This is a genomic window from Vibrio sp. Vb1574 (genome assembly GCF_033338675.1).
Window position 1 is genome coordinate 323013 of the sequence record NZ_JAWOTC010000001.1, and the last position, 16252, is coordinate 339264.

A 16252-nucleotide genomic window follows, 5' to 3' on the forward strand; every position below is an offset into this window, starting at 1 on the left:
ATCCTTTCTTTATTCGCCGCGCTCACGGCTTAGATAAAACTCGGCTAACGCAAGATCTTCTGGCTGAGTGATTTTTATATTGTTCGCATTCCCTTGAACTAAGGCTGGCTTCTCGCCTAGCCATTCCAAAGCCGAGGCTTCATCGGTAATGGTTACACCCTGTTCTAATGCGTCAGCCAGTGCTTGAGTAAGCTGCTGAGTTTTAAACATTTGTGGAGTAAGTGCATGCCACAATGCTTCTCTATCTACCGTATGATCGATATCTTGTACTGCGTTTGCTCGCTTCATTGTATCTCTCACAGGAGATGCGAGAATGCCACCCGTTGAGTGGGCGCAGCAAACATCAATCAAACGGTCAATGTCGGATGTTAATACACATGGCCTTGCAGCGTCGTGAACTAATACCCACTCGCTTTCCAGATGCTCATTGACATAGTTTAGCCCTGATAACACAGAGTCTGCTCTTTCTTTACCACCAGCTACACGAATCACATCTGGGCGCTTAGCAATGGACAATTCTGGGTAATATGGGTCGCCGTCAGTAATGGCAACGACAACCTTAGAAATATTTGGGTGAGAAAGCAGTTTCTCTACGGTATGTTCCAGTACCGCCTTACCTTCGATCAATAAATATTGCTTAGGGCGATCTGCCTTCATTCTGCTACCCACACCAGCAGCAGGCACAATTGCGATATGCGATGAGTTCATATCCAACATTTTAATGGTTTTCCTCACCTATAATGCGGTAAAAAGTCTCGCCATCTTTAACTAAACCGAGCTCATGACGCGCACGTTCTTCAATCGCATCAAGACCTTGCCTTAAGTCATCAATCTCAGCGAACATTTCATTGTTGCGAGCTTGTAGCTTGCTGTTCACTTGTTGCTGAACTTCAATTTCATCTTTTACTGTGTAGTAGTCAGACACTCCGTTTTTACCAAACCATAGAGTGTATTGAAGCAAGCCAAACAGTAGCGTAAGGGCTATAACAAAGATTCGCATATCGCTGCTAACATTCTGTACCGGAAGGAATTAGATAAGGTGACATATATAGCATAAATGCGAGGTTGCCTCTAGGGGAGAAAGGGAGACTCACACGCTCCTTACAAGAAATAAGCAGCAAAATGAAACAAGCTCATAGGAAGCGCTCCTTACCCATGACCAAAGTAAGAGCCAAAAATACAAACCTATAAATACAAAAAACCGCCGTAGCGATGGTTTCAAAAAGCTATTTAGCGAAACTTTACTCAATAAGAATTAAGCTTGATCTTTAACTTCTTTGAGACCGCTTACTTGAAACATGGAGGAGTGCGCTCACTTAGCGCTTCCGTTGTATAAAAAAACGCCCCGCAAGTGTGAGGCGTTTTCAAAAGCTTTAAGTTAAGCCGTTAACTCAGTTAAGAATTAAGCTTGATCTTTAACTTCTTTAAGACCGCTTCCTTGAAACATGGAGGAGCGCGCTCACTTAGCGCTTCCGTTATATAAAAAAACACCCCGCCAAAGCAGGGTGTTTTAAAAGCTTTAAGTTAAGCTGCTAATTTAGTGAAGAATTAAGCTTGACCTTTAACTTCTTTAAGACCGTTGAAAGGAGCGCGCTCACCTAGTGCTTCCTCGATACGGATTAGCTGGTTGTACTTAGCAACACGGTCAGAACGGCTCATAGAACCAGTTTTGATTTGACCTGCTGCTGTACCTACCGCTAGGTCAGCGATAGTTGCATCTTCAGTTTCGCCAGAACGGTGAGAGATTACTGCTGTGTAACCTGCGTCTTTAGCCATCTTGATTGCAGCTAGAGTCTCAGTTAGAGAACCGATTTGGTTGAACTTGATAAGGATAGAGTTAGCTACGCCTTTCTCGATACCTTCAGCAAGGATCTTAGTGTTAGTAACGAATAGATCGTCACCTACTAGTTGAAGCTTGTCACCTAGTAGTTCAGTTTGGTGCTTGAAGCCATCCCAATCAGACTCGTCTAGACCGTCTTCGATAGAAACGATTGGGAATTGGTTAGCTAGCTCAGCTAGGTAGTGGTTGAACTCTTCAGAAGTGAAAGTTTTACCTTCGCCTTTCATGTTGTAGATGCCAGCTTCTTTGTCGAAGAACTCAGATGCAGCACAGTCCATAGCTAGAGTAACGTCTTTACCTAGTTCGTAACCAGCAGCTGCAACAGCTTCTGCGATAACTTCTAGAGCTTCAGCGTTAGATTTAAGGTTAGGAGCGAAACCACCTTCATCACCAACTGCAGTGCTGTAGCCTTTAGACTTAAGAACTTTAGCTAGGTTGTGGAATACTTCTGCACCGATACGTAGACCTTCTTTAAGAGTCTTAGCGCCAACAGGTTGGATCATGAACTCTTGGATGTCAACGTTGTTGTCTGCGTGCTCACCACCGTTGATGATGTTCATCATTGGTAGAGGCATAGAGAACTGACCTGCAGTGCCGTTTAGCTCAGCGATGTGCTCGTATAGAGGCATGCCTTTCGCAGCAGCAGCAGCTTTAGCGTTTGCTAGAGAAACAGCTAGGATAGCGTTAGCACCGAATTTAGATTTGTTTTCAGTGCCGTCTAGTTCGATCATTACTGCGTCGATTGCAGCTTGGTCTTTAGCGTCTTTGCCAACTAGAGCTTCAGCGATTGGGCCGTTTACAGCTTCAACTGCTTTAAGAACACCTTTACCTAGGAAACGTGCTTTGTCACCGTCACGTAGCTCAAGAGCTTCGCGAGAACCAGTAGATGCGCCAGATGGAGCTGCCGCCATACCTACGAAACCGCCTTCTAGGTGTACTTCAGCTTCTACAGTTGGGTTACCACGTGAGTCGATGATTTCACGACCTAGAACTTTAACGATCTTAGACATTAATGTTTCCTCTCGTTTCAAATATAAATGTCAATCTTAAAGGGCAGCAGCACAACCTTCGCCGCCGCCCGTATCCTTTTACTTCTCGAATTCGCCGCGTGCGTTTTGGCCCGCAGCCTTAACAAAACCTGCAAACAATGGATGTCCATCGCGAGGAGTCGAGGTGAATTCTGGGTGGAACTGAGCCGCTACAAACCATGGGTGAGCTGGGTTCTCAATCATTTCCACTAACTTCTTGTCCGCAGATAGACCTGATACTTTTAGGCCTGCTTTTTCGATTTGCGGACGAAGCACGTTATTCACTTCGTAACGGTGACGGTGACGTTCATGGATCGTCGCGCTACCGTACAGTTCACGAGCTTTAGTCCCTTTCTCTAGGTGACATAGCTGTGAACCAAGACGCATCGTACCGCCTAGGTCAGACTTTTCAGTACGCTCTTCTACGCTACCTGATTCGTCTACCCACTCTGTGATCAAACCTACCACAGGGTACTTCGTCTCTTTGTTAAATTCTGTTGAATGTGCACCTTCCATACCCGCAACGTTACGCGCGTATTCGATTAGTGCAACTTGCATACCCAAACAAATACCTAGGTAAGGCACGTTATTTTCACGTGCATATTGAGCCGCACGGATCTTGCCTTCAATACCACGATCGCCGAAGCCACCTGGTACTAGGATTGCGTCCAAACCTTCTAGAAGTTCAACGCCTTTTGTTTCGATATCTTGTGAGTCTACATACTTAATTGTGACGCTTAGGCGGTTTTTCAAGCCAGCGTGTTTAAGCGCTTCGTTCACAGATTTGTATGCATCTGGTAATTCAATGTATTTACCAACCATACCGATGGTTACTTCACCAGTAGGATTTGCTTCTTCGTAGATAACCTGTTCCCATTCAGAAAGGTCTGCTTCAGGAGCAGTAATACCAAAGCGAGCACACACAAGGTCATCTAGACCTTGAGATTTAATCAACTGAGGGATCTTGTAGATAGAGTCTACATCCTTCATTGAAATTACTGCTTTTTCTGGAACATTACAGAACAGTGCGATTTTTTTACGCTCATTCGCAGGAATAACGCGATCGCTACGGCAAACTAGGATGTCTGGCTGAATACCGATAGATAGAAGTTCTTTTACAGAGTGTTGCGTCGGCTTAGTTTTCACTTCGCCCGCTGCCGCTAGGTAAGGAACAAGTGTTAGGTGCATGAACATTGCGCGCTCACGGCCTAGCTCAACAGCTAGCTGACGAATCGCTTCCATAAATGGTAGTGATTCGATATCACCAACAGTACCGCCAACTTCAACGATAGCCACATCATGGCCTTCAGAACCTGCAATAACGCGATCTTTGATTGCGTTAGTGATATGAGGGATAACTTGAATAGTTGCGCCTAGGTAGTCACCACGACGTTCTTTACGAAGTACGTCGGCATAAACACGACCTGCAGTGAAGTTGTTACGCTTGGTCATCTTGGTACGGATGAAACGCTCGTAGTGACCAAGGTCAAGGTCAGTCTCTGCGCCATCTTCTGTAACGAACACTTCACCGTGCTGAGTAGGGCTCATTGTGCCCGGGTCAACGTTGATGTAAGGGTCAAGCTTCATCATAGTCACTTTAAGACCACGAGCTTCTAGAATAGCCGCAAGAGATGCTGCTGCAATACCTTTACCTAGAGAGGATACAACCCCGCCAGTAACAAAAATGTAATTTGTCGTCATGTTTAACCTGAAATTGGTTGAATGAGGGAAATGGAGTGCTTCTGGACGGGAGATAAATATACCAGAAGCTCCTTACCGCCACAACGTGAAATCTATCACACCGTAATTTTTTATTTTTTGCTTCAAATCAAAGTGAGCAAAGACAAACCAAAGTCCGTTTTCGTGTAACCAAACAAGCTGACCTTATATTATGTATTCTGCCAGTTTACCTCTGCCTCGATTCTTCTTGTTTTACTTCATCCCAAAAATGGTCAAGTTCTGATAAAGAACAATCTGTAAGTACTTTGCCTGACTGCTGGGCCTTGCCTTCAACTTGTTTAAAACGTCGCGCAAACTTTACGTTTGCTTTTCCTAGTGCGACTTCTGGGTTTTTATCAAGGTGGCGAGCCAAATTGACAGTCGCAAATAGCAAATCACCGAGCTCCAACTCAACTTTCTCTTCATCGGGCTGAACTTGCAGTGCCTCTTCCATGACTTCGTCAATTTCTTCTCGTACTTTATCGACAACCGGGCCAAGTGAATCCCAATCAAACCCAAATTTTGCACATTTTTTCTGAATTTTTGTAGCACGAGAAAGTGCCGGCAAAGAGTTTGGTATTGAGTCTAGGATACTTTCTTCCGCTTTGCCTACTAGGGCTTTTTCTTTTGCTTTTTCCGCTTCCCAGTTCGCGTTAATTTCCTCGTCAGATTCAAACTCAACATCTGAAAAAACATGCGGGTGGCGACGAGTCAGTTTTTCGTTCACGGTTTCGACGACATCCGAAAAGTCGAACAGCTCTTGCTCTTTCGCTAGCTGACTGTAAAAAATCACCTGAAACAACAAATCCCCTAGCTCTTCTTTTAGATTGGGCCAATCTCGATTTTGAATCGCGTCCACCACCTCGTAGGTTTCTTCTATTGTATGCGGAACGATGGTGTCAAAGGTTTGTTTTAAGTCCCAAGGGCAACCGTTTTCTGGGTCACGCAACTTCGCCATGATTTGTTCTAATTGTTCAATTGGATGACTCATTTTTTGTTCCTTTAAACCTTTCTATTAAAGAAAAAGGTGAGCAGCCAAAACCACTCACCTTCTACATTATATTTTCTCAGCAGCTTTCACTAAGTAATTGTTACTTTGACAAGGCAACAAGTTTTCGCGACTCCTGAGCATAGCCTACTATGTGATGCCCCTGAGCCGGCACGTCGGAATAAGTGCAGCTAACGCAGATAAAAAGCCAAATATGACGCAAGTGTAACTCTGTAAATAGTTGAAGTTGTAGCTAGGCGACAAACAAACGAGACTCCTGAGCATGGTTCACCATGTGATGGAGCGAGTGCGTGCAGTCAACAACGCTACAACGATAACTATGACGAGAGTTTTAGCCGAGGCGTTTCACCGTCATGACATCCTTGATCTGTTCCACACGTTTCGAAACCCGCGAAAGCACCTCAATATTGGTGACTTCTAGGTCAAAGTCCATGATGGCAAGTTGACGTCTGTAATCGACTCGGTTCTTCATACTGGTCACTTTGATCTTTTCGTTGGCGAACAGTGTCGTAATGTCTTTGAGTAGACCACCTCGCTCCATCGCTTCAACACGGACGGTGAGGATGTATGACCCGACGAAGCCGCTGCCCCAGACAGTATCAATGATACGCTCTGGCGCATGATGGCGCAGTTCTTCTAACTGTTCACAGTCACTACGGTGTACTGAAATGCCGCGACCTTGCGTGATGTAACCACAGATATCATCACCTGGAATTGGCTGACAGCAACGTGCTAGATGTGTCATTAGGTTATCGACGCCTTCTACTACAACTGCGTCTTTTTTCGGTCGGCTTTGCGCGGGTGATTTATGCTCAGCTTCTTGCAGTTTTTCCAGTGCTTGCTGGTCTTCTTCCTCTGCCGTTGGCTTGTTAACTAACGCGTTAATATGGTTAATGATTTGGTTGATGCGCAAATCACCGCTACCTACCCCAACATACAATTCATCTGGTGTTTTGACGTTAAACCGCTTGAGGGCGTAATGCTCTGCATCTTTTAACGTTGCGCCAATTTTGGCTAACTCATGCTCAAGGATTTCACGACCTGCTTCGAGGTTCTTCTCACGGCTTTGTTTTCGGAACCAGGCGTTAATTTTGGCACGCGCACGACCAGAATGAACGAAGCCTAATGATGGGTTTAACCAGTCACGTGATGGGTTAGGTTCTTTCTGAGTGATAATCTCGACTTGGTCACCCATATGTAATTTATGCGTGAACGGCACAATACGACCTCCGACTTTGGCACCGATACAACGGTGTCCCACTTCGGAGTGAATGTGATAGGCAAAATCTAGCGGCGTTGCCCCCATTGGCAAATCGACAACATCACCACGTGGTGTAAAGGCATAAACACGGTCATCAAAGACTTGGCTACGCAGCTCATCGAGCATTTCGCCAGAGTCAGACATTTCTTCTTGCCAATCCAATAGCTTACGCAGCCACGTGATTTTCTCATCATAACCGCTTCGGCTGCTTGCCCCTTCTTTATATTTCCAGTGCGCTGCAACCCCCAGTTCCGACTCTTCATGCATTTGCTTGGTACGAATCTGGATCTCGATGGTTTTGCCTTCTGGCCCTAGAATTACTGTATGGATCGATTGATAACCGTTTGGTTTAGGGTTAGCAACGTAGTCATCAAACTCGCTCGGTAGGTGCTTGTATTTGGTGTGAACTACGCCTAAAGCCGCATAACAATCTTGCAGTTTGTCTGCGATGATACGCACTGCTCGCACATCAAACAGCTCATCAAAGGCCAAACTCTTTTTCTGCATTTTTCGCCAAATGCTGTAGATGTGCTTAGGTCGACCACTCACTTCCGCATTGATGCCCGACACTTCCATTTCGTGCGTGAGGTCTTCAACAAAGTCTTTGATGTACTGTTCACGAACAATGCGTCGCTCAGAAAGCTGTTTGGCAATTTGTTTGTAAGTTTCCGGTTGTTGGTAGCGGAAAGCGTAATCTTCAATTTCCCATTTCAGCTGACCGATGCCTAATCGGTTTGCTAGCGGCGCATAGATGTTGGCACACTCTTTTGCCGCCGCACGTCGAACTTCATCTGGCGCTTTTTTAACTTCAATAAGATTACAAATTCGTTCCGCGAGCTTGATAACTACGCAGCGGAAGTCATCCACCATGGCAAGCAGCATACGGCGTACGTTATCTACCTGAGATGACGCTGCACTGCCTTCCATGTTGACGTTGAGTTGGCCAATAGCAGCCATTTCTTCAACGCCGTCGATTAATTTTATGATTTCTTTGCTGTATTTCTCTTCCAGAATTTCTCTGTTAAAAGCACCACTTGAAACCAAAGGAAACAGTTGAGCAGCCACTAAAGTGGCTTGATCCATAGACAAGGTGATCAAAATTTCGATCATTTCTCGTCCACGCCACAACAACAGCTCCGCTTGCTCGTTATCAGCTAATACCGTCTGGCAATCTCGATATACTTCGATTAAGCGTGAGGCTGTGTTTTTCTCTTGTCCTAGGCTAGCCACCCAGTTTTCGAGTTCAAACTGTTCATCTTGGTTTAAATGCGCGCTTCTTACCGCAACCATCTCATCATCCTAATTATTATATTCGTGTGGTTTGACTAACACCGTCCAGGTTAGTTCTTTTTACCGCGCGTACACGCTGGCTTTATGACCACCCACCACAAATAAGGGGTCAAAGTCCTAAAGTTAGGACTTTTCAAACAATGCCATCGATTCTAGATGACTGGTATGAGGGAACATGTCCAGCATACCTAATTTAGTTAATTTATAGCCTTGCTCTATCAAGCTTTGACTATCCCTAGCAAGGGTAGCAGGATTACAAGAAACATAAACTACACGCTGTGCGCCAAGCTCAGAAACTTGATCGATGATCCCACTCGCTCCCGCGCGTGCCGGGTCTAATAATACTTTATCAAACCGCTCTGCGGCCCAGGCTTGGCCTTCAAAATCTTGCTCAAGGTTAGCGTGATAAAATTGCGCGTTATTGATTTGGTTCAAAGATGCATTGTTTGTGGCTTTTTCTACCATCTCTGCAACACCCTCTACTCCAACCACGTACTTAGCTAATTTCGCAACTGGTAAACTAAAGTTGCCTAAACCACAGAACAAATCTAACACTCGGTCACTCTTTTGTGGGTCTAACCACTCAACCGCTTGTTTGACCATTTGTTGGTTTACACCTTGGTTTACTTGAATAAAGTTATTTGGTGCAAAAGGGATTTTCACTCCAACTTCTTGATAAAAAGGCATATCGCCTTCGATAAGGTCTAATTGTTCTGTCGATGGCATTAAGTACAACGATGCGCCATGACGTTTTGCCAACTCCGTTAGAGATTGAGTTTCACTCGTTGTCAGAGCGCTCAAGTGGCGCAGCGTAATACACGGACCATTATCACCAAGTACCAGCTCTACATGACCCAATTGTTCCGGCTTTTTGAACGCTTTTAGGGCTGAGTAAATCTCTGGCAGCAAAACATTCAGTTCCGGTGCCAGCACTGGGCAATCGGTCACTTGCGCAATTTGCTTACTCTGCTTTTTACGGAAACCAAAATGTAGCTGACGTGTTTTTTTATCAACAAACAAGCTCACTCTCGCACGGCGACGGTAGGCCTGCGAATATCCCAATAACGGGGCATCTAGTTCAATGTCACTGCCTGAAAATTTTCGCATTAGCTGACGCAACGTTTGCTGTTTGTACGTCAATTGTTGGTCATAATCTAGATGCTGCAAATCACAGCCACCGCACTCATTATAATGTGGGCAAAATGGCTCCACACGAGCTTCACTCGGCTTAAGGATTTTAATCAACTTACCGCGAGCGTATTTGCTCTTTTCTTCCACCAATTGAGTGACCACCTCCTCACCCGGCAGTGCTCCATCAATAAACAATGGCTTCTTTTTGAGGTAAGCAATGCCTGCGCCGTGGTGATCTAAACGCTCTACTTGCACTGCTTGGTGCCGAGTATTGAGTTGGGTTTTCTTTTTCGGTTGAAAGATGCGTGCCATGCTCTATGCCTGATTTATGTGTAATTGCTCTTCGGCTTCACTATTCTTGATTGCAGCCGTTGTGTGATTCGAGTGACTTGATTATGCTTACCGTTTATTCGGTGACGTCACTTCTTTGCTCAAGGCTTTATCGTGCGCTTGAGAAATAATGCGTTATTTTCCCATATCCAGACTCCGATGTAATTAGATAACATGACCAGATATGGCTTACGAGCACGTGTAATTACACTAACTCTCGCTCCCACTCTCATTATTGGTTTATTACTGAGCGGCTTTTTCTCATTTAACCGCTACCAAGACCTTGAGAAACAAGTTATCACCACTGGTAACAGCATTATTGAGCCGCTGGCGATTGCCAGTGAAACTCATCTACTATCAGAAAGCCGAGAGGCGGTACGTCGCTTGATAAGCTACGCGCACCGTAAAAACTCCAAACTGGTTCGTAGTATCGCGGTATTTGATGAACATCATGAGCTCTTTGTAACCTCTAACTTTCATCCTAATTTTGAAGCCTTGATGTTTCCCAAAGATAAACCGATCCCGCAACTGGGTAATTCGGAAATCTACGAAAACTCACTGATATTGCGTGTCCCCATTTTGTCAGAAGGTCACTACTTAGCGGAGTTGTCGAACGAAAGCCAAGGCACAAAAGCGATTGGTTACATCGCCGTCGAGTTAGATCTCTCCTCCTTGAGGCTGCAACAGTATCAAGAAGTCTTCTCTGCGTTTTTAGTTCTGGTTCTCGGTCTTGGCTTAGCAAGTGTGTTTGCTTCACGTCTAATGCACGATGTGACCCAACCTATCACCCACATGAAGAATGTCGTTGACCGCATTCGCCGCGGTCATCTGGATGTGCGTATCGAAGGCAAAATGCACGGGGAGTTAGACCAGCTAAAAAATGGCATCAACGCCATGGCGGTATCGTTATCAGAATATCACGTGGAGATGCAGCACAGTATAGACCAAGCCACGTCCGACTTACGTGAAACGCTTGAGCAGCTAGAAATTCAGAACGTTGAGCTGGATATCGCGAAGAAACGCGCGCAAGAAGCGGCCAGGGTTAAGTCAGAGTTCTTGGCGAACATGTCGCACGAGCTGCGTACTCCGCTCAATGGGGTGATTGGCTTTACTCGTCAAATGCTTAAAACGCAGCTTTCTAACAGCCAAACGGATTACCTACAGACGATTGAGAAATCGGCGAACAACTTGCTGAATATCATCAATGACATTCTCGACTTCTCGAAACTTGAAGCGGGTAAGCTGGCGCTGGAAAACATTCCTTTTGATTTCCGAGAAAGTTTAGAAGAGGTAATTAACCTACAAGCCACAAGTGCACATGAGAAAGGGTTAGAAATTACCCTAAAAGTGGACCCTAAAATTCCACCAGGTTTAGTTGGGGATCCACTACGTATCCAGCAAATTTTGACGAACTTAGTCGGTAACTCAATCAAATTTACCGAGCGAGGCAACATTGATGTTAGCGTAGAAATGCGCTCTCAATCAGGAGACTCCGTCGAACTGCAATTCATGGTGCGTGATACAGGTATTGGTATCTCTGAGCGTCAGCAAGCGCAGTTGTTCCAAGCCTTTAGCCAAGCAGATGCAAGTATTTCACGTCGTTACGGCGGTACTGGCCTTGGTCTGGTCATCACTCAGAAACTGGTGAGCCAGATGGGCGGCGAAATCAGTTTAACCAGCCGTCTACACCAAGGTTCAACCTTCTGGTTTACGGTGCGCTTGCACTCAACCGAGATGCCAATGAGCGAACTGATTGAAGTGGAACTTCTGACTGGGAAGCAGTTACTGCTGATTGAACCAAACATGCAAGCCGCATCCGTAACCCAACAGATTCTTAGTCAGGAGGGTATTTTAGTAACCTACCGCTCTTCGCTACCAAACAACGAAGAACAATATGATTATGTATTGTTGAATTTAGCGGCCAACCAGACTCACGATGCGGAAGTTATTACACCTTGGATAGAACAAGCGAAACGTATGGCTCCGAGTGTTCTCCTAGGGACACCGAGTACCGAATTAGCGCTTGCGGACCAAATAATGACAGAGCATCACGTCCAGTGCCTGACGAAGCCATTGTCTCGCCGTAAGTTGCTACAAAGCCTGATTAGCGAACATGTAGAATCGCCACCTGTATTAAGCGCTCCAATTACGCCAAGCGAAGGGGACCGTTTACCTCTCACTGTACTAGCAGTGGATGACAACCCTGCAAACTTGAAGCTGATCTCTGCACTGCTCCGCGAACGAGTAGAAACCGTCACCGCCTGTAGCAATGGCCAGCAAGCGGTGAACCTGGCGACAGAGAAAAAGTACGATTTAATCTTCATGGATATTCAAATGCCACAAATGGATGGGGTGACCGCTTGTAAGTACATTAAAGAGTTGGAGCTAAATAAAGACACGCCAGTGATTGCGGTAACGGCGCATGCCATGGCAGGGGAACGAGACCGCTTGCTCTCGGCAGGAATGGATGACTATTTGACCAAACCTATTGAAGAGCATGTGCTACAACAGGTTTTGGTTCACTGGAACCCAAATGCTTGTACAGAGAGCATTGGCAAAGTCGCCCCTTCATACGTTGATGAACCTGAAGGAAGCGCACCACAATCCGTTTCTTCGCCTCAGCAGGATGTGATTATTGATTGGCAAGCAGCCTTAAAACAGAGCGCGAATAAAGAGGATCTCGCTAAAGACATGCTGCGCATGTTGATTGAGTTCATCCCTGAAGTAGAAGCAGTCGTTGACCAAGCTCTGGAGCAAGAAGATATCTCCCGTGATGACCTAATTCATGTCATCCATAAGCTGCACGGCAGTAGTTCATATTGTGGCGTTCCAAGACTGAAGTCACTCTGTGCGACGCTTGAGCAAGCACTGCGCTCAGGGGTCAGTCTTGAGGAAGTTGAGCCTGAAATGTTCGAGCTGCAAGATGAAATGATTAAAGTAACAACAACCGCAAAGTTATACCTTGAACAGTGATCTATTGAAGAGAAACAAAAGCCAGAGCAAATGCTCTGGCTTTTTAGTATTTTGTTTAAGACTTACAAGCTAGGATTCAAAAATAACCGTCGCCACAGCGTAATGACGCTCATCGGAAATGGACAGGTGAATGTGGTTAACGCCCATCGCATCCGCTATTTGCTTGGCTGTGCCCGTCAATGCGAGCACTGGTTTTCCAAGCGCATCGTTCGAGATGGAAAAATCGTGAAACGTGACCCCTTTTGCTATCCCTGTTCCCAATGCTTTTGAGGCCGCTTCTTTGACTGCAAAGCGCTTAGCAAGATAACGGCCTTGCAGCTTAAGCTGTGAGAATTTGGCCATTTCTTCTTCTGAAAGAATCCGCTGAGCAAAAGGTTCACCACTACGAGCTAACGCTTTTTCAATACGCTCAATTTCTGCAATGTCGGTCCCTAACCCTATAATCGCCATCTAGATAGCCCTATGACTGGCGAGCCTCAATCATCAGTGCTTTCATGTCAGCAACCGCTTTATTTAAACCATCAAATACTGCGCGACCAATGATTGAGTGACCAATGTTGAGTTCGTAAATTTCTGGTAATGCAGCAATTGGTGCGACATTGTGATAAGTCAGGCCATGCCCGGCATTAACAATAATACCTAGATCATGTGCATAACTCGCACCAGCGGCAATCTTCTTCAGTTCAGCTTGCTGTTCGTCTTCTGTCGTCGCATCTGCATAGTGGCCAGTATGTAGCTCAATAAACGGAGCGCCACACTTTTTCGCAGCTTCAATCTGTTGACGGTCAGCATCAATAAATAGCGAAACTTTAATGCCTGCATCTGTCAGCTTTTTCGTCGCAGCTTTAATTTTTTCTAGCTGCCCTACTACATCTAAGCCACCTTCCGTCGTCAGTTCTTCACGCTTTTCAGGCACTAAACACACAAACTCTGGTTTAGTTTGCAGCGCAATATCAACCATTTCGTCAGTCACTGCCATCTCTAGATTCATACGCGTTTGAATGGTTTCACGCAGAATACGTACATCACGATCCAAAATATGGCGACGGTCTTCACGTAAGTGGATAGTGATACCGTCCGCGCCTGCACGCTCAGCAATTTCAGCAGCGTGAACAGGATCTGGGTATTTTGTACCACGTGCATTACGTAGAGTGGCAATATGGTCGATATTGACGCCTAAATAAATTGAGCTCATTTTCCGTTACTCCGTGCTCTGGGGGTCTGAATGAAAAATTCACGACTTTTTAAAGGTTTGCCGCCAAGATACGGCTTTAAGGCTATACGTGTAAAGCGTTTTGCCGCTTTTAGCTGCTCTTTAGTGACGAACCGCCGCTCACTGATAGCAATCAGTTCATTCCCTAAAAACGTGAGGTTATCGCGCCTAACCGAAGCAATAAACCCTTTCTGTTCCCGGTAACGATAGGTCATTTCTGGATCGACGGGCTCGCCGGTACCTGCACAATGCAAAAAATCCACGCCATACCCCATCGAAGACAGCAAGGCTAACTCAAAACGACGCAGTGCAGGCTCAGGGTTCTCGTTGTGCGCCAACTCGGTTAACGCATGCAAATAATCATGAAATAGTGCTGGCATCGGCACTTCAGCCATCAAAATACGGCCAATCAGTTCATTGACGTACATGGCTGAGTAGAGATTAATGCCCGTTAACGGCAAACCTAGACTTATCGGCTCGGCTTGACGCAAAGTTTTCATTGAGCCTTTCCCCGACCATTTAAGTAATAGCGGGGTAAAAGGTTGCAATGCGCCTTTTAAGTTCGAACGCTTACTGCGCGCGCCTTTGGCCATTAAAGTCATTCGGCCATATTCCTCACTAAATACATCAAGGATTAAGCTCGATTCACTGTAAGGGCGTCGGTGCAATACAAAACAGCGCTGTAAACCTTCGGAAGACAGATTACTCATCTAAGTCATTGTGCCTAAAAAGTGTGAAATAAAAAATAAGGAGCCGAGCGGCTCCTTATTTTAATCGATACTGATTTTTCATCGATGTTGGAGCGAAGCACCTTCGCAGCCAAGATTATAAATCGTCTATATAACCCAACGATCGCAACGCTCGTTCGTCGTCTGCCCAGCCAGATTTCACTTTTACCCAAGTTTCTAGGTAAACCTTACGACCGAACAATTCTTCCATATCTAAACGCGCTTCGCGACCAATGGTTTTAATCTTCTCGCCACCTTTGCCAATCACCATTTTCTTCTGGCCATTACGCTCAACAAGAATCAAGGCATTGATGTGGAAACCGTCGGTTTCTGGGTTGTAATCAAAACGTTCAATCTCAACCGTTACTGAGTATGGCAGCTCTTCACCAGTAAAGCGCATCAGCTTTTCACGCACAATCTCAGACGCCATAAAACGCTGAGAACGGTCAGTCACGTATTCTTCTGGGAAGTGATGCGTTGCTTTAGGTAAGTGATTACGCACGTGCTTACGTAGTACGTCAATGTTCTTACCTTGCTTGGCAGAGATTGGCACAACATCCACGAAGTCCATCTTCTTCGACATCTCCGCCATGTGTAGCATCACGTCGTTACGATCTTGTACGTTGTCGACTTTGTTTACACAAAGCACAACTGGGAAGTTCGATTTTTGAAGTTTGGTCAGTACCATCTCATCGTCTTTAGTCCAATGCGTACCATCGACTAAGAAGAACACAAGGTTTACATCACTCAATGACGAGTTAGCAGCACGGTTCATCAAACGGTTGATCGCACGCTTTTCTTCAATGTGAAGTCCAGGCGTGTCGACGTAAATCGCTTGGTAATCGCCGTCCGTATCCACACCCATAATACGGTGGCGTGTCGTTTGCGGCTTACGAGAGGTGATCGAAATCTTCTGACCCAAAATCTTGTTCAAAAGTGTCGACTTACCTACGTTTGGACGACCAACAATAGCAATAAAGCCACAGTGTTGGTTTTCTGGCGAGCTTGGCTCACCTTGTGATGCGAAAAACGCATCGATATCGAATTCGTTATCAGCCATTTGTTAATTGCTCAAGTGCTGTTTCAGCAGCCGCTTGTTCTGCCTTGCGGCGGCTGGTGCCTTTACCGATTACAGGCTTATCCACACCTGCTACTTCGCACTCAACCGTGAACTCTTGGTTGTGCGCTTCACCTTTAATATTAGTCACTGTGTAGACAGGCAGCGGTTTTCTTCTGCCTTGTAGGAACTCTTGTAGGCGAGTTTTCGGATCTTTCTGTGAAACGCCTGGTTTAATGGCTTCAAGGCGTGACTGATACCAACTCAGTACAATGCCTCGCACAACTTCAAGATCACTGTCTAGGTAAATTGCGCCAATAATGGCTTCAACCGCATCGGCTAAAATAGAGTCTCGGCGAAAACCGCCACTCTTCAATTCACCTGGACCTAATTTTAAATAATCTCCTAGATCGAATTCACGACCCAGTTCCGCCAATGTATGTCCGCGAACCAAAGTAGCACGCATGCGGCTCATGTCACCTTCGTTCACTTTTGGGAAACGATGGTACAGATCATCAGCGATGACAAAACTTAAAATTGAATCGCCCAGAAACTCAAGACGTTCATTGTGCTTACTGTTGGCGCTGCGGTGCGTCAGCGCCAAATTGATAAGCCCGGCATCTTGAAACTGGTAGCCGAGCTTTCTCTCTAGTTTATCAATTGGAGAATTCAT

Annotated in this window: 13 protein-coding genes; 1 reads left to right on the forward strand and 12 read right to left on the reverse strand. The window is 45.6% G+C overall.

The window, feature by feature from the left end; genetic code table 11:
* Window positions 1-9: 9 nt before the first annotated feature.
* The 7 genes from ispD to rlmD form a co-directional block, all read right to left on the reverse strand.
* Window positions 10-717, reverse strand: coding sequence for a 2-C-methyl-D-erythritol 4-phosphate cytidylyltransferase (gene ispD / locus R7O12_RS01410; RefSeq protein WP_005380898.1), 708 nt, complete (start codon window positions 715-717; stop codon window positions 10-12).
* Window position 718: 1 nt separating this feature from the next.
* On the reverse strand, window positions 719-1000 hold the full coding sequence (gene ftsB, locus R7O12_RS01415) for a cell division protein FtsB (RefSeq protein WP_005380907.1): 282 nt from the start codon (window positions 998-1000) through the stop codon (window positions 719-721).
* 548 nt (window positions 1001-1548) lie between these two features.
* Entirely contained in the window at window positions 1549-2850 is a 1302-nt protein-coding gene (eno, locus tag R7O12_RS01420) for a phosphopyruvate hydratase (protein WP_005383785.1), read from the reverse strand.
* A gap of 78 nt (window positions 2851-2928) precedes the next feature.
* Window positions 2929-4569 (reverse strand): CTP synthase, encoded by a 1641-nt coding sequence (locus R7O12_RS01425; protein WP_021034029.1) that lies wholly within the window; start codon window positions 4567-4569, stop codon window positions 2929-2931.
* 205 nt (window positions 4570-4774) lie between these two features.
* Window positions 4775-5578, reverse strand: a complete 804-nt coding sequence (gene mazG, locus R7O12_RS01430; RefSeq protein WP_206959987.1) for a nucleoside triphosphate pyrophosphohydrolase — start codon at window positions 5576-5578, stop codon at window positions 4775-4777.
* A gap of 349 nt (window positions 5579-5927) precedes the next feature.
* Window positions 5928-8147, reverse strand: a complete 2220-nt coding sequence (gene relA / locus R7O12_RS01435) for a GTP diphosphokinase (RefSeq protein ID WP_005393896.1) — start codon at window positions 8145-8147, stop codon at window positions 5928-5930.
* Between the two features lie 123 nt (window positions 8148-8270).
* Window positions 8271-9590: a 23S rRNA (uracil(1939)-C(5))-methyltransferase RlmD gene (rlmD, locus tag R7O12_RS01440; RefSeq protein WP_186584657.1), complete on the reverse strand. Its 1320-nt coding sequence runs from the start codon at window positions 9588-9590 to the stop codon at window positions 8271-8273.
* Between the two features lie 192 nt (window positions 9591-9782).
* On the opposite strand from rlmD, the gene barA reads away from it, so the two are divergent.
* The gene (gene barA, locus R7O12_RS01445; RefSeq protein ID WP_213961250.1) at window positions 9783-12581 is read left to right on the forward strand and encodes a two-component sensor histidine kinase BarA; all 2799 of its coding nucleotides are present in this window, start codon (window positions 9783-9785) and stop codon (window positions 12579-12581) included.
* 69 nt (window positions 12582-12650) lie between these two features.
* On the opposite strand, the gene acpS is transcribed toward barA, so the two are convergent.
* From acpS to rnc, 5 genes are all read right to left on the reverse strand, one after another.
* Window positions 12651-13031 carry a holo-ACP synthase gene (gene acpS, locus R7O12_RS01450; protein ID WP_012841407.1) on the reverse strand — a complete coding sequence of 127 codons (381 nt, stop codon included), beginning with the start codon at window positions 13029-13031 and terminating at the stop codon, window positions 12651-12653.
* Window positions 13032-13041: 10 nt separating this feature from the next.
* Window positions 13042-13776: a pyridoxine 5'-phosphate synthase gene (pdxJ, locus tag R7O12_RS01455; protein ID WP_053304135.1), complete on the reverse strand. Its 735-nt coding sequence runs from the start codon at window positions 13774-13776 to the stop codon at window positions 13042-13044.
* Window positions 13773-14504, reverse strand: coding sequence for a DNA repair protein RecO (gene recO, locus R7O12_RS01460; RefSeq protein ID WP_006743310.1), 732 nt, complete (start codon window positions 14502-14504; stop codon window positions 13773-13775). The genes pdxJ and recO overlap by 4 nt, the downstream gene beginning before the upstream one ends.
* Window positions 14505-14619: 115 nt before the next feature.
* Window positions 14620-15582 (reverse strand): GTPase Era, encoded by a 963-nt coding sequence (gene era / locus R7O12_RS01465; RefSeq protein ID WP_005380931.1) that lies wholly within the window; start codon window positions 15580-15582, stop codon window positions 14620-14622.
* Window positions 15575-16252, reverse strand: coding sequence for a ribonuclease III (rnc, locus tag R7O12_RS01470; protein ID WP_005380932.1), 678 nt, complete (start codon window positions 16250-16252; stop codon window positions 15575-15577). The genes era and rnc overlap by 8 nt, the downstream gene beginning before the upstream one ends.

Coding starts and splice junctions, on each gene's coding strand:
- pdxJ (WP_053304135.1), bottom strand. CDS start 13,776: ATGAGCTCAATTTATTTAGGCGTCAATATCGACCATATTGCCACTCTA.
- rlmD (WP_186584657.1), bottom strand. CDS start 9,590: ATGGCACGCATCTTTCAACCGAAAAAGAAAACCCAACTCAATACTCGG.
- ftsB (WP_005380907.1), bottom strand. CDS start 1,000: ATGCGAATCTTTGTTATAGCCCTTACGCTACTGTTTGGCTTGCTTCAA.
- mazG (WP_206959987.1), bottom strand. CDS start 5,578: ATGAGTCATCCAATTGAACAATTAGAACAAATCATGGCGAAGTTGCGT.
- barA (WP_213961250.1), top strand. CDS start 9,783: ATGACCAGATATGGCTTACGAGCACGTGTAATTACACTAACTCTCGCT.
- rnc (WP_005380932.1), bottom strand. CDS start 16,252: ATGAATTCTCCAATTGATAAACTAGAGAGAAAGCTCGGCTACCAGTTT.
- R7O12_RS01425 (WP_021034029.1), bottom strand. CDS start 4,569: ATGACGACAAATTACATTTTTGTTACTGGCGGGGTTGTATCCTCTCTA.
- recO (WP_006743310.1), bottom strand. CDS start 14,504: ATGAGTAATCTGTCTTCCGAAGGTTTACAGCGCTGTTTTGTATTGCAC.
- ispD (WP_005380898.1), bottom strand. CDS start 717: ATGTTGGATATGAACTCATCGCATATCGCAATTGTGCCTGCTGCTGGT.
- era (WP_005380931.1), bottom strand. CDS start 15,582: ATGGCTGATAACGAATTCGATATCGATGCGTTTTTCGCATCACAAGGT.
- eno (WP_005383785.1), bottom strand. CDS start 2,850: ATGTCTAAGATCGTTAAAGTTCTAGGTCGTGAAATCATCGACTCACGT.
- acpS (WP_012841407.1), bottom strand. CDS start 13,031: ATGGCGATTATAGGGTTAGGGACCGACATTGCAGAAATTGAGCGTATT.
- relA (WP_005393896.1), bottom strand. CDS start 8,147: ATGGTTGCGGTAAGAAGCGCGCATTTAAACCAAGATGAACAGTTTGAA.